14 protein-coding genes are annotated in these 12,378 nt (G+C 58.5%); 6 read left to right on the forward strand and 8 right to left on the reverse strand.

What is annotated here, in order from left to right; all coding sequences use genetic code 11:
- Window positions 1-2: 2 nt before the first annotated feature.
- The 4 genes from EO776_RS13630 to EO776_RS13645 form a co-directional block, all read right to left on the reverse strand.
- Window positions 3-578, reverse strand: coding sequence for a chemotaxis protein CheD (locus EO776_RS13630; protein ID WP_049930113.1), 576 nt, complete (start codon window positions 576-578; stop codon window positions 3-5).
- Complete coding sequence (locus EO776_RS13635) at window positions 575-1,765, reverse strand: chemotaxis protein CheC (protein ID WP_089308387.1); 1,191 nt, start codon at window positions 1,763-1,765, stop codon at window positions 575-577. Before EO776_RS13635 ends, EO776_RS13630 begins: the two co-directional genes overlap by 4 nt.
- The gene (cheY, locus tag EO776_RS13640) at window positions 1,765-2,121 is read right to left on the reverse strand and encodes a chemotaxis protein CheY (RefSeq protein WP_006628944.1); all 357 of its coding nucleotides are present in this window, start codon (window positions 2,119-2,121) and stop codon (window positions 1,765-1,767) included. The genes EO776_RS13635 and cheY overlap by 1 nt, the downstream gene beginning before the upstream one ends.
- A 168-nt stretch (window positions 2,122-2,289) precedes the next feature.
- On the reverse strand, window positions 2,290-2,727 hold the full coding sequence (locus tag EO776_RS13645) for a hypothetical protein (protein WP_129452449.1): 438 nt from the start codon (window positions 2,725-2,727) through the stop codon (window positions 2,290-2,292).
- 35 nt (window positions 2,728-2,762) lie between these two features.
- On the opposite strand from EO776_RS13645, the gene EO776_RS13650 reads away from it, so the two are divergent.
- A complete protein-coding gene (locus EO776_RS13650; protein WP_129452450.1) occupies window positions 2,763-3,029 on the forward strand; it encodes a hypothetical protein in 267 nt (88 codons plus the stop codon).
- Here the strand turns inward: EO776_RS13650 and EO776_RS13655 are convergent.
- Window positions 3,026-3,367: a hypothetical protein gene (locus EO776_RS13655; protein WP_129452451.1), complete on the reverse strand. Its 342-nt coding sequence runs from the start codon at window positions 3,365-3,367 to the stop codon at window positions 3,026-3,028. The two genes, EO776_RS13650 and EO776_RS13655, sit on opposite strands and share 4 nt — an antisense overlap.
- A gap of 202 nt (window positions 3,368-3,569) precedes the next feature.
- Here EO776_RS13655 and EO776_RS13660 point away from each other — a divergent pair, with 202 nt between their 5' ends.
- Window positions 3,570-4,022 (forward strand): zinc ribbon domain-containing protein, encoded by a 453-nt coding sequence (locus EO776_RS13660; protein ID WP_089308388.1) that lies wholly within the window; start codon window positions 3,570-3,572, stop codon window positions 4,020-4,022.
- Window positions 4,023-4,250: 228 nt separating this feature from the next.
- Here EO776_RS13660 and EO776_RS13665 read toward each other — a convergent pair whose 3' ends face one another.
- A complete protein-coding gene (locus EO776_RS13665) occupies window positions 4,251-6,500 on the reverse strand; it encodes a PGF-CTERM sorting domain-containing protein (RefSeq protein WP_129452548.1) in 2,250 nt (749 codons plus the stop codon).
- A gap of 126 nt (window positions 6,501-6,626) precedes the next feature.
- Between EO776_RS13665 and EO776_RS13670 the strand changes: the two genes are divergently transcribed.
- A complete protein-coding gene (locus tag EO776_RS13670; protein ID WP_129452452.1) occupies window positions 6,627-7,763 on the forward strand; it encodes a hypothetical protein in 1,137 nt (378 codons plus the stop codon).
- Between the two features lie 387 nt (window positions 7,764-8,150).
- Here EO776_RS13670 and EO776_RS13675 read toward each other — a convergent pair whose 3' ends face one another.
- The gene (locus tag EO776_RS13675) at window positions 8,151-9,269 is read right to left on the reverse strand and encodes a DUF1616 domain-containing protein (protein WP_129452453.1); all 1,119 of its coding nucleotides are present in this window, start codon (window positions 9,267-9,269) and stop codon (window positions 8,151-8,153) included.
- A 119-nt stretch (window positions 9,270-9,388) separates the two neighbouring features.
- Here EO776_RS13675 and EO776_RS13680 point away from each other — a divergent pair, with 119 nt between their 5' ends.
- Genes EO776_RS13680 through EO776_RS13690 form a run of 3 tightly spaced genes read left to right on the forward strand, consistent with a single transcriptional unit; the run spans window position 9,389 to window position 11,792 of the window.
- Window positions 9,389-9,664, forward strand: coding sequence for a hypothetical protein (locus EO776_RS13680; protein ID WP_129452454.1), 276 nt, complete (start codon window positions 9,389-9,391; stop codon window positions 9,662-9,664).
- Between the two features lie 57 nt (window positions 9,665-9,721).
- A complete protein-coding gene (locus EO776_RS13685; RefSeq protein ID WP_246041432.1) occupies window positions 9,722-10,789 on the forward strand; it encodes a DUF4350 domain-containing protein in 1,068 nt (355 codons plus the stop codon).
- On the forward strand, window positions 10,782-11,792 hold the full coding sequence (locus EO776_RS13690; protein ID WP_129452455.1) for an AAA family ATPase: 1,011 nt from the start codon (window positions 10,782-10,784) through the stop codon (window positions 11,790-11,792). Before EO776_RS13685 ends, EO776_RS13690 begins: the two co-directional genes overlap by 8 nt.
- Window positions 11,793-11,835: 43 nt before the next feature.
- On the opposite strand, the gene EO776_RS19375 is transcribed toward EO776_RS13690, so the two are convergent.
- The gene (locus EO776_RS19375) at window positions 11,836-12,333 is read right to left on the reverse strand and encodes a hypothetical protein (protein ID WP_241997599.1); all 498 of its coding nucleotides are present in this window, start codon (window positions 12,331-12,333) and stop codon (window positions 11,836-11,838) included.
- Window positions 12,334-12,378: the final 45 nt, after the last annotated feature.

A 12,378-nucleotide genomic window follows, 5' to 3' on the forward strand; every position in this document is an offset into this window, starting at 1 on the left:
GCTCAGATCGCCCGCTCGAAGCCGTCGGCGGCGCGGACGACGAGCCGACCGTCCGAGCGGAGCCGAACCGTGCGGCCAACCGCGTCGCCGACGTCGCTGGCGACGATCGGGACGCCGGCGGCGTCGAGCACCTCGCCGACCCGCTCGACGTTCCGCGGACCGACCGCGTCGGTGAGGTCGAGCATCTCGGCGCCGCCGGCGACCCGCGCCTCCAGACGGCGGGGGTCGGCGCCGGCGTCGTCGAGCCCCCCGATCAGCGAGTCGATCCCGGTGTCGACGTACTTCGCGGGCCGCGAGGCGGCCGTCGTCCGTCCCTCGCCCGCGGGCAGCATGGCGTGGAGGAGTCCGCGGACGCCCGCCCGTCGATCGACGAGCGCGACCGCGACGCAGGAGCCGAGCCCGCTGGTCGTCAGGATCGCGTCATCGGCGGTGACCGCGAGCTCGCCCACGCCGACCTTGATCCGCCCAGGGTCGTCGGAGGCCGCGCCACCGGTGACGGCGGCCGGGTCGGCGACTGCGTCGCTCTCCGTCCGCTCCGGCGGGTCGTCAGGCCCATCGTCGGAGAGCGAGCGGGTCACGGGTCGGAAAGGTGGTCGAGCGCCCGCGCCAGTTCGCGCTCGTCGGGGAGCGCGTACACGTCACAGCGCGCCTGGATCCCCTCGGTCTCGATGGCGGTGTCGATCACGAACCCGTAGTCCTGTCGCTCACTCAGCTTCGCGACGAGCGGGCTGATCGTCGAGGCGCCGATGTCGTGGACGAACTCCGGCGGCGAGTGGGTGATCGACGTGCCGAGCACGTTCGCCCAGCCGTCGATGAACCCGCTCGTCATCACGTTGCCGAGCTCGCAGAGCGCGTTTTCGGCCATGTCGCCGAGCGGCTCGTCGGGCTCCATCGGGAGCATCGCGTCGGCGACCGCCGCCGCCGAGGACTCCTCGAAGAGGATCGCGAGGTAGCCGCTCGGCTCCCCCTGGAGCTCAAACACCGTCCCCGCATGGGGCTCGGTGCCGACCTCCGCGGGCACGTCGGCAAGCGGGACGAACCGGAGCCGGCTCACGTCGACGCTCGTCTCTAACCCGGTCATCATCGCGATGTTGTCGGCGGCGTTCGCCGACCCCTTCTTCGCCAGCGACGAGAACGTCGACAGCGACTCGTACGGCACCGCCGTGCTCGCCGTGCCGCCGGCCGCCTCGCCGCCGGCCGCCGCCGCGGGCGCCGTCTTCCCGACGATGAGGTCACGGAAGGGCCCGGAGTCGGGCAGCATGTAGATGGAGAAGTCGAGGTCCGTCGTCGTCGCGTCCAGGCGGCTCTCGAAGAGGAACACACCGTCCCCGGCAAGCGCGCCGTCCGGCAGCACCGCTGCGCCGTCCGCCTCGAAGTACCGCGGGGGCGACATGTCGATTGCCTTCCCGAGGTAGTTCGCCCAGCCGTCGAGGAAGCCGCCCAAGGCGATGTTGCCGACCTCCGTCACGGCGCTGCGCTCCATCGACTGCCCGCCGGGGAGAAGCGAGAGCAGGGCGTCGGCGTTGACCGCGTCGAACGCGAGGACCGCCTCGCCGTCTAACCCGCCGCGGAGCCCGACGCTCACGCCGATCGACTCCCGGCCGGCGAACGACTCGGCGAGGTCCTCGCCGCTGGCGACGCTCGCGCCCGTCACCTCCACCGCGAGGTCGGTCCCAGTCAGGTCCGAGAGCGCGCCGGCGGCCTGTTTGGCCCCCCGTTCCGCGAGGCGGTTACAGGCGCCGAGTGCGCGGACGTCGACGCGCATTATACCGCTGAGCCGATGGCGTCGAGCACGTTCGGCTTCTGGAACGGCTTCGTGATGTACCCCTCCGCGCCCGCCTTGATGGCCGCCTTCATTTTCTCCTCCTGCCCGACACTGGTACACATGATCACCGTCGCGTCGGGATTGTCTTCGAGGATCTCCGTCGTTGCCTCAATACCGTCGCGGATCGGCATCACGATGTCCATCATCACGAGGTCCGGCCCGTGTTCCTCGTACATGTTGACCGCCTCTACGCCGTTCTCTGCCTCCCCGACGATCTCGAACTCGCCCTCGAGGATCTCCCGGAGCAGGTTCCGCATGAACTCCGAGTCGTCGGCGATGAGTACCCGCGTAGCCATTGTTGTCTGAAACCGGGCGCAGCGATCACTTAATCGCTCCCCCGCGGTTCTCAGCGATGAGAACGGAGCTGTCACGAGTCGAGCGCGGCGCGGGCGCGAGGAGCGACGAGCAGCGGCGGAAAAGCCCGAGGCGGCGGCTCGTGCGAAGGCCGATGGTCGGAGCGCCGGTCAGACCCAGTGCCTGAGGAGGTGGACCGCGCCGACGAGGACGGCCCCGCCGAACGCCTTGTGGGCGCCGAACAGGAAGCGGATCAGCCCCGAACTGCGCGAGCCGTCGTCGGTCGGCTCCTCGGACAGCGCGCCGCCGCCGGTCCCGTTGGCGGTGGGCTCGCCATCGGAGCCCTCCCCGTCGTCGGATGCCGTCTCGTCGGTCGACTCGCCGTCGTCGTCCGGCCCGTCGGCCGCGTCGTCGCTCGCGGCGCCGTCGGTCGTCCCTCCGTCGCTCGTGTCGATCACGAGGTAGAAGCGCCCGGGCGCGTCGGGCGTCTCCAGTTCGGTCGCGTCGGCGAGAAAGAGTGTGACGTCCTCCGGGTCGGCCCGCGACAGGTTGAGCCGCGAGGCGGGCTCGTTGATCCCGGGGTTCGTTTGCCTGACGCGGAGCGACACCCATCCTCGGCGGTCAGGAAGTCCCTCAGCACGCGGTGGTCGACCGTCTGGCCGGCCCCGAGCGGGCCCGCGTCGCGCGCCGTCGAGAAGTGGAACAGCGCGCCCCAGATGCCGGTCGCCTCGGACCCGAAGACGATCCGGTTGCCCTTCGTCACCGCGGTCCGGTCAAGCCCGTTGGCCTGGAGCCCGGCAAGCGACTTCGTGTCGCCGTTGCTGTCGCTGTCGAGGGCGGCCAGGTCGATGCTGGTGAACACCTCGATGTCGTCGCGGAACGCCGGATTCTCCAAGCCGAGGTCGGCTAGACGATGCCCGACCCGTCAACGGCGAGGGTGCCGTCAGTGATCGCGAGCCGGTACCGCTGCGAGACGAGCGGGCGAACGAGCCTGGCGGCGGCCGTCGCGCCGGCGAAGCCGCTGACGTTGGCGAGGGAAGTCGCTGTCACATCGCCGTCCGCGTTCCTGAACGTGAGACCACACGAGGCGTCGTCGCGGGTACAGCTCCGCCCGTTGGTCTGGTTCGTCCCGATCGTCCGGGTGGTGATCGTTATCGTCGTCTGGGCGGTGATCTTGATCACGTCGACGTACCCAACCGACTGGCCGGTGTCGCTGAGCCGGTTCCCGCCGACGAGCAGGTACGCCACCCGTTGGGGTTGTTCGCTGGGTGGCGTATCTCGATCGGATCGCCGGCCACGGGGGTGTAGGTCGCCCGGGAGAAGCCGCCGCTGATTATCAGGCCGTGTAATGAGGCCGGCGAACTCGGCCGCCGAAATCGAGAATCACCCGACGCAAACGCCTCTGCCGGTCCGAAGAATTAAGCCCTGCGGGAGCCCGAATCACGGCAATATGCCATCGTGTCCCCGCTGTGACGCACCGGTCGACGACAACGCGCGGTACTGCGCGCAGTGTGGCGCCCCGCAGACAGAGGACGCGGCTGAGGAGCTAGACGAGTACGTCCAGCGGCAGGCGGAGCAGGTCGCCGGATCCGACGGCGGGGGCGGCGGAGGCAGCGGATCGAGCGGGACCGACGTTTTCCCGTCGACAGAGGAACTCACCGACCGCGAACAGCTGTGGCGGCGGGGATCGTACGTCCTCGGCTACGGAACGATCGTGATCGCGATGACCCGCGTGCCGGCGGCCGAGTCGTGGCCGCTGATCCTCGCCAGCGTGGCGATCTTACCGCCGATCCGCCGGCTCACCGCCGAGCCGCTGGGCAGTCCACTCAAACGCGAGGTGATGGCGGGGATATACGCAGTTTTCGCAGTCATCGGGATCGCGTTGTTCGTATTGTTGGGGTGAGCCAGTGGGTGGCAGTTTTGTGAGGAATTTCGCCTACCCTCCGTCTTTAGTTACGGTTTTCGCAGCATATTGTTGATGGATTGCTATCTTGTGACTTCGGTCTGTCGCGGGTGAATTCTATTCGGCTTAGAGAGACGTTCAAATCGGTAGTTGTAGCTACTCAGGGGAATGCAGTGACTGTATCAACAGTCTCCGACCGAAGAGCGAGAGGAAAAAATGACGGCGTTATCAGCTGTGTTGGCGCCGGGAAATGAGCCCAACGATTAGCAATGCTATGAGGGCAGCTACAACCCCAAATCCAGGCGTTGAGCCGTCCGTATCTTCTCCTTCGTCTGTTTCATCCTCTCCGCTTGCGGAGTCTTCGTCAGCGCTATCACTTTCATCGTCACTTCCCATGCCGTCATCAGCACCCTCGTCACTATCCGTGTCATCTGTCTCGTCACCATCATCTGGGATCTCAACGGTCAGCGTTCCAGTTTGACTATCCGATTCAGTCATAACGGTGTACTCAAGGCTGCCTTCGATTCCCGACGTGTTGATCCCAGTAAATGTAACAGTCGTGCTACCCTGTTGGTCAAGTGTTACTTCTTGAGTGGCGACCGTGTCGTTCCCAACACGGAGTTCAACATCCTGAGTGCTGTCGCTGTAGCGGCTCGTTGTGACTGTCGTGGATACATTGAACCGTTCACCTTGCGTCACAGTGATATTCTGCGGATCAAGGTTCGAGAGGGAGAACGTAGTCGGGAGACTACCGCCGCCACCACCGCCGCCACCGCCACCACCACCACTGCTGTCATCGTCGTCCTCATCAGTGGTCGAAGATTCGGCGACTGCGAACGGTGAGAGACCGCTACTGGTTGCCGTCAGCCTAACGTCACCATTAGTCGGAGTTGCGTCGGTAGCAAGCTGTTTCCACGCGCCATCAACGTAGTGTAGCAGCACGGCGTTTTCTGTAGCGATTCCTACCTCGTCAAGCCGAGACTGACTGATCGTTACTGTGACCTCTGTGTCTTCACTCACACTGGAATCACCACTAATGTCAAGATATGTCGCAACAGAATTATCCGGGGTTGGTGCTCCTCCAGTGGGTGAAGATGACTCAGTGACCGACACGTTCTTTACACCAGAATCAGACGGCAGGCGAACACTCACGTTGCGGACATTACCGTCTCCTATGAGCTGAACATTAGTACGCCCGTCATCAACAGAGTTGCTTCCGCTGCTGATCGCATTAATGACCTCAAAGTCGACTCGATTTGAGGACATCCGCGTTGGTTCTCCTTCAACCATTGCAACGTGAACAGCGACGTATTCACCCGGGGCAAAGTTCTCAAGTGTGTCGACAGTTAGGGTAGTATCGCTCCCTGCTTGTTTCGAGGTTACAGAGGCATTTATTCGTGAATCGCCCACAGAATCGGTCTGCGGTTCGCTAAATTCACCCTCATTCGCAAGGAACGTAATAACATCAGGAAGTGCGTAGACGCCCGATCGTTTGTTTGAGGTTAGAGTGCGGCCAAATGCTGACACATCATCTTTCGTCCGCTGAACACCATTAACCTCGTCAATTGAGTGTTCGATTTCGAATTCATCTGGTGTCGTATCAGCGTCGATGTCACTAGGGGCTACAAGAGCTAGGTTTTCGCTGGCTACTTGTGATTCATTCCAAATTGCGACAGCATGCTCGATGTCACTGCTTCCTAAGTTAGCGTTAACATCGAATGTCACACTATCGCCCGCCGCATATGTTTCGCTGGCACGTTGGACACTCAGCGTAGATGCCGTCTCTTGGACAATCGCAGAGTCAACGCCAACAACGCTCACGTTACCCGGAACAGTAATGTCACCGTTGTTGTCGACGTTAAGTCCTTGGCCGCTGTTCGTAACTACTGCCATGTAGAGATACGACCCTGGCTCAGCGTTGTTGATTGTGAAGTCGGCCCCGCCGTTCGTTACCTGCTGGGAGCTAATATTGTCAAACGTGACATCGTCGCTATCTGCGTTGTCACGAATGAACTGACGGAGGGTATCAATATTAGTCGTGGATGGGACCTGTGTGTCTGTGGACTCGATCCTCGCAGAAATGAGATGAACCTGTTCGTTGTCAAGGTTATCACCAGGATCAAAGCCCAAGTCGATTGTGGCAGCATTCTCATGTACAACCAACCGGTTAATCCCTAGGTCGGCGTTAACACCTGGGGGAAGGTTGTCAAGGCGTACGCCGGTGTCCATATTTTCCACCGCTGTTGCAATAGCATTGTTTTGGCTTCGATCTACACGAAGCGTGAATGGTGCGGAATTCCAAACATCAACACTCTGCGTTACGTTGATAAAATCGCCAGACTGTTCAACTGGTTGACCGGTGGTGGGCGGATCATCTATTGCTTGGGGGGCTGGACTGACTGCTCCGGCAGCTCCTGCCACTGGGGACATGAGCATAACAGCAGTGATAACGCCCACAAACAACTTGTTGAGTGCCATACTAGTTCAGGTGTCATGCGGAGACATATTAATTTCTTTGGAGAGTAGTGCTTCGCAGTAGAAAGAGAGCACCAGAGGTCGCACGATGCCGAAAGATTCAGTACCCCGATGGATCTGAATTGAATTATGTCACGAGTTTTGTTCGTTGCCCTCCTTGTTGCTTTAGCGAGCCTCTTTGGCGCAACAGCAGTCGTACAAGCAAACGGCTCAGATGTCATAACGGTTGAAAACGGAGAAGTTGATGTGCCGGACCGGTCCGTAGAGGTTGGACCATTCGGATCATACAACGTGTCATCGGTTGCCCCGATTAAGCCGGGTGAACAGATTGAAGTTTCTGTCTCAAAGGAGACAGATGAGCGGTTTAATCTGTACTTGTACGACGCCAATGAGAATCCAGTAAAATCAACGAACACGACAGAATCTACTGTTACGTTTGATTCGGACGGTCTCAGCGCTGGAACCTACATACTTGCCTACTTTTCTAATGAAACGTTACAGACGGTTCAACCAGTTGTGATCCAAGGATATGAGACAACAGTCACTGCCCCGTCAACAGTTGCGGTTGGTGACAATGATTCAGTAAATGTTACTCCGACAGCGTATGATTCTTCGGATGAGCCATCGATCGAAACTGTCGAAGTGGTACTCGTAGATGGCGAGACAACAGAGCGGATTACAGCAACTAAGGAGGGAGACACGTACACAGCACCACTTGATGATGAGTATGAACCTGGCGACTACCGCCTGTATGCTGCCGTGACTGGGACCGGTCAGGTTGCTGGAGAGTTCCCGAACATTCTCTCAGTGAGCGATGAGCAATCGCTGACTATCACTGAAGAAACGGCAGATGAGTCAGGAGACACCGGAAACAATGGTGGTAGCGGTGGCGGTGGTGGGGGAGGTAGTGCTGCCCCCGTGGACAATACGACATCTGAGAGTGTGAATGAGACGACTAACGCCACCAGTGAAAACAAGTCAGTCGAAATAAACAGTACTGGTCAAAATGTCTCGAACACGACTAAAAGTAATGTAACAGCAGACGGAGAAGCGAATACCACCAACGCTACAGGCAGCGAGAAGTCTGACCCGAGTGGAAACGTTACGGGAAGTACACAAGACACTGGAGACAATAGTAGCCAAGTAACTGAACCATCGGAACCAAACCCAGATCAGAATACCGACGAATCAGTTCCACTAAATGGTCCTACGCTGCTGCTAATTTCGCTGTTTGTGATTGGAGCGGTGACACGGCTCAGAAATTGACATCCTCCTCCGTGTGAACGCGGAGGAATCCCGAGCGGTGGGTGTTTCAGGTTCACAGTTCAGTCACTCAGCTTCAAACGTTGTGTATCTAACACTTAATCGACCGAAAATGGCGGCTGAGACGGTGTGAGCATGGAAAAGAGAGTTCAGCAGCAGACGCTCCACTCTCCACTAGAGGTTCAAACGCCGTGAACGCTGCCTTCATTATCCTCTGTGAATCACTCTCCAGTTCGGCCGATACCGTAAACTCCTCGCAGAACGTCTTTTCCTCCGATTTCGGGCCAAATAGTGTCAACACGACAACGCTCAAAGCTGAGTCAATCACACAACTCCCACACCTTTCGGGCACGGGTAGCGTGGAAGAAGCGCGTCAGGGCCGGAAAATTGTCAACCAGTTCCTTCAACGTCGATCCAAAGGTGGAGGTTACGATATGCGTTCTCACTGGTGGGTGTATCTGGCAGACTGCCATTATATAAGAGGTACTGAACCCGAAGGTTCTCACCAGTCTGTGGTGGGCGAAGGGTATGTTGCTGGTGGTGGGTCTCGTTGTGAGGGACCGTCACCTCAAACCGATCAATTTCGGTCCGATCAAGTACAGTTGTTGAGTTGTCTGTCGTATTGACTTCTTGTACTTGGACAACAACAGTATACGTCGTCGATTGATACTCATTGTTTCCGATTCCGACGATCAGTTCGGCTGTCTCGCCTCGTGTCATCGTTTCAGGATATCCGTCGGCAACGAGTTCACCATCAGGATTCTCCGTAAGGAGGTAAAACTCCGTGAACTGCTCGCCTTGAGGTGGAACCGCAACCGCATAGCCAACGCTGCCGATAGCAAGTAGTACCGAAATGGCGAGTACAATATTGAGTGTGCCGTCAACCCGATCATCCGGATCAAACAATTCTTGTTTTATGGCACCAATCCAATCGCGATAAGGGACAACGAACCGCTCGTCTGGCGGCAGTTCCCAGCGGCGTTGTGCGGCAACAGCGACACAGATGAGTGTGAACCCAGCAACGCTCGTCGCAATTGGGACAAGCCGGATTCCCCATGGTGTGAAGTTCAAGATGAGCCCGATCAGCGGCACAATCGCGATTGAGAGCCCAAACGAGAGCGCCGTCCGTTCGATCCCGTCGATCCCTGAACTATCAGTCGGGTCAGAGTTGACCGTTTCTGTATTGCCGTATTCTGCGGCTGCCTCAGTACCTGGAACTGGCTGCGGTGTTGAGTCGTCGGTGCTCGCTGTTTGCTTTGATTGCTCGGCGGTTTCGGCCGGTGGAGACTCCGATCCGGATTCTGGAAAGAGCGCGGCGATGAACGCATATCCAGGGAGAAACAACACGAAAGTGAGCCCGAATCCGACGCGGAGTGGCGTCTCATTGACTACGGGTACGAAGACAGTCGCAAGCGTCAACAACGTCAGGATAACTACCGCAGCGAGATCAGCTGGCAGTCGACGGATAGGATGTGGAATAACGAGCCAAACATCCTGACGATCCACCATGGTGCTCTGAAATGGGACAGAAGACAAAAGTCACTCGGTCAGCGAATACGTGGCCTACGTCTTTAGCCGGGAGAGCCAGCACCAGAGGATTGATGCCGGAGGATACAGAGACACGAGTAATGAGACTCGGGAAGCGACGCCGGTTTCTCTACGGGGCCGTCGCGTGGATGCTCAGTGTCATTGTCTTGTTGACGGCGCTTGAATCGTTGACACTAGAGCTCTTTTTTGTGATGTCGCTTATTGGACTGTTAGTCGTCGTTGAACTCACAGCCCCATTCAACGTGACACCACGTTGGCGGCGCCGTCTTCTGCCTGTAATTGCGATTGGACTTGCGGGGTTCGGATATATCGTTATCAGACGCATCTTGGAGATTCTTCCAGAGGGAGTCATATAGATGCGTAGACCACCGGTCCCACGTCTCGTATTGTATGCGCTGATTCTCACGCTCAGTGTGGCAATCGTCATCGCAGCAAGTACAAGTACGGCTACATTCGGCGGGTATAACATCGACTGGGACGGAACGAGTGAGTTTCGAGAACTCGCAGATCAACAAAGTGAGTCACAGATCGCCCTCGAAACGACAGCCTATGAGCGTTCTAACACGAGTGAAACAACCGCAATTATTCTCGCTCCCGAAGAACCCTACACAGCAAACGACTCACGGCGTGTCCGAGCGTTCGTACGGTCGGGTGGCACTGTTGTCATTGCTGATGACTTCGGTTCCGGGGGGAATGCGTTACTCTCAGCGGTCGGTGCGGATGCCCGGTTTAACGGGACACAACTACTAGACGAACGTGAGTACTACCAAGCGCCCTCACTCCCAGTAGCGACGAACGTCACTGACTCACGGTATACCTCTGACGTTGCGCAGCTGACGTTGAACGGCGCAACAGCAATCGACGCCAACGGATCAACCGTACTCGCCACAAGTTCGCGGTTCGGCTATCTCGATCGAGACGGAACAGGAGGATTATCGCCGGGCGATGAACTGAGTACCTATCCGGTAGTGACCGTCGAATCCGTTGGGGATGGACGCGTGATCGCAGTGAGTGATCCCAGTGTGTTCATCAATACAATGCTAACGCAGCCCGACAATGAGGCGTTCGCGACGGCACTCTTGGAGACACACCAGCAGACGCTTCTTGATTACTCGCGAGCTGGTGAACAACCACCTCTATCTATCATACTCTTGGCTGTTCGGTCATCAGTAGTGGTTCAGATGGCTCTCGTGGGGGTTGCGATTGGATTCGTCTGGGCGTACGGTGTCTTTGGTCGGTTCACCAGCCGATCGACCTGGGGTGGGCTACTCGAGATAGTACCGGAGCCCCTACGGGACCACTTCCCAATATGGCTTCGTGAAATCGCTAGTGGCGACGAGGATACGCCGACGGAACTTATTGATGAGGACACGCTCCTCAAATCGCTCAGTCAGCGACATCCCGAGTGGGATGAGACACGACTTCGGCAGGTGATGACAGATGTTTTATCCGAGCGCTCACGAACCGAAGATGATGAGTAGTCCGGAGGGGGTGTATGAGGCGATCTGTGAGGCGACCAGTGGGGTCGTCGTCGGAAACGAAGACATTCTGGAGGGGCTTACGATAGCACTACTGACAGACGGCCACGTCTTGCTTGAGGGAGTTCCCGGTGTCGCAAAGACTACCATTGCCAACGCATTCGCGCAGGCAACAGGCTTGTCGTATAGCCGGGTTCAGATGACACCGGATATGGTTCCGGCTGACATTGTCGGAACAAACGTATACCGACAAGCAACAGGGGAGTTCCAACTACGGAAAGGCCCGGTGTTTGCGAATCTTGTCGTGGCCGACGAGATAAATCGGGCAACCCCGAAAACACAAAGCGCACTGTTGGAGGCGATGGAAGAGTCAACGGTTACTATCGACGGCGAAACACTCTCGTTGCCAGCACCGTTCATGGTGATTGCGACACAGAACCCAATCGAGATGGAGGGTGTCTTCGAGTTGCCTGAGGCCCAACGGGACCGATTTCAGTTCAAATACACTGTCGATATTCCCGACCGAGCAGAGGAGCGAGAAGTACTCAACCGATTCGATAGTGCGCCGGCGTTGGATGCGGAGACAGTCTCACAAGTCGTTGACTCAGATGAGCTTGCGGCCGCACAAGACGTTGTCACAGACGTGTTCGTTGCTGAGCCGGTCAAAGAGTACATCCTGGATCTCGTCGCTGCAACACGAGAGGCAGCCACGCTCCAGTATGGTGGCTCACCGCGGGCCACACTGGCGTTTCTCCGCGGGAGTAAGGCCCGGGCAGCGATCCGAGGCCGTTCGTATGTCATTCCTGATGACGTGAAAGCGCTCACAGAGCCCGTGTTCGTCCATCGAGTCATTCGGACGACTGATGCGGAACTTGCCGACCAGTCTGTCACAGCGATCATTGAGGAGATCGTCGATGGTGTGATGCCGCCAAGCGCAGATCTCGAGTTCGACGCGAACAGCCAACCACAGGCACCCGATGGCGGCTCAGAACTCGACGAAGAGTAGTCCGAGGCCGCTACACAGCAGGACTGTGTGGAGACCACCGGCTTCAGGTCTCATTTTGAGTGTCGTACCGACAGGTGATCGCGAGCGGGTCATCGTCAGTTATCTCGACACGGACCGGTATACCAAGCGTTTCAACCAGACTGACAGCCAGAAATGAGGGAATCGGATGATCGATTCCCGTGGGATCACCGAGGCCGGCACCAACCACTTCGAAGGTGACCCGACCTGTGTCGGTATCGACCGCGTACTCAACCCCATCAGCGAGTTCAAACAGTTCAACCAGCGCATCGGCAGCCGTCGCCGCAACCGTGTGCGGAGTCTCACTGAGTGGCTGGCTGCGGGTGTCTTCAAACGCCTCGAAGAGTGGTCTCCCAGTTGGATGGAAGGCGACGCCACCCTGCTCAGGTGTCTCGGGAACGACAAACAGATCCGATAGTGCTGAATCAGGTGGAAGCGGCCGGTCTTGGTAGCGTGGAACGAACAATCGGACGTCATCTGTCGGCACATACACCGGATCTCCTTCCAAGCCAAGTTCATCCACAGTCGCATCGCGATCGGCTCGGAGCGCTTGGAATAAGCGCGCACC

It is taken from the genome of Halorubrum ezzemoulense (assembly GCF_004126515.1).
Taxonomy (GTDB): Archaea; Halobacteriota; Halobacteria; order Halobacteriales; family Haloferacaceae; genus Halorubrum; species Halorubrum ezzemoulense.

Coding starts and splice junctions, on each gene's coding strand:
- EO776_RS13635 (WP_089308387.1), bottom strand. CDS start 1,765: ATGCGCGTCGACGTCCGCGCACTCGGCGCCTGTAACCGCCTCGCGGAA.
- cheY (WP_006628944.1), bottom strand. CDS start 2,121: ATGGCTACGCGGGTACTCATCGCCGACGACTCGGAGTTCATGCGGAAC.
- EO776_RS13660 (WP_089308388.1), top strand. CDS start 3,570: ATGCCATCGTGTCCCCGCTGTGACGCACCGGTCGACGACAACGCGCGG.
- EO776_RS13665 (WP_129452548.1), bottom strand. CDS start 6,500: ATGGCACTCAACAAGTTGTTTGTGGGCGTTATCACTGCTGTTATGCTC.
- EO776_RS13670 (WP_129452452.1), top strand. CDS start 6,627: ATGTCACGAGTTTTGTTCGTTGCCCTCCTTGTTGCTTTAGCGAGCCTC.
- EO776_RS13675 (WP_129452453.1), bottom strand. CDS start 9,269: ATGGTGGATCGTCAGGATGTTTGGCTCGTTATTCCACATCCTATCCGT.
- EO776_RS13680 (WP_129452454.1), top strand. CDS start 9,389: ATGAGACTCGGGAAGCGACGCCGGTTTCTCTACGGGGCCGTCGCGTGG.
- EO776_RS13690 (WP_129452455.1), top strand. CDS start 10,782: ATGAGTAGTCCGGAGGGGGTGTATGAGGCGATCTGTGAGGCGACCAGT.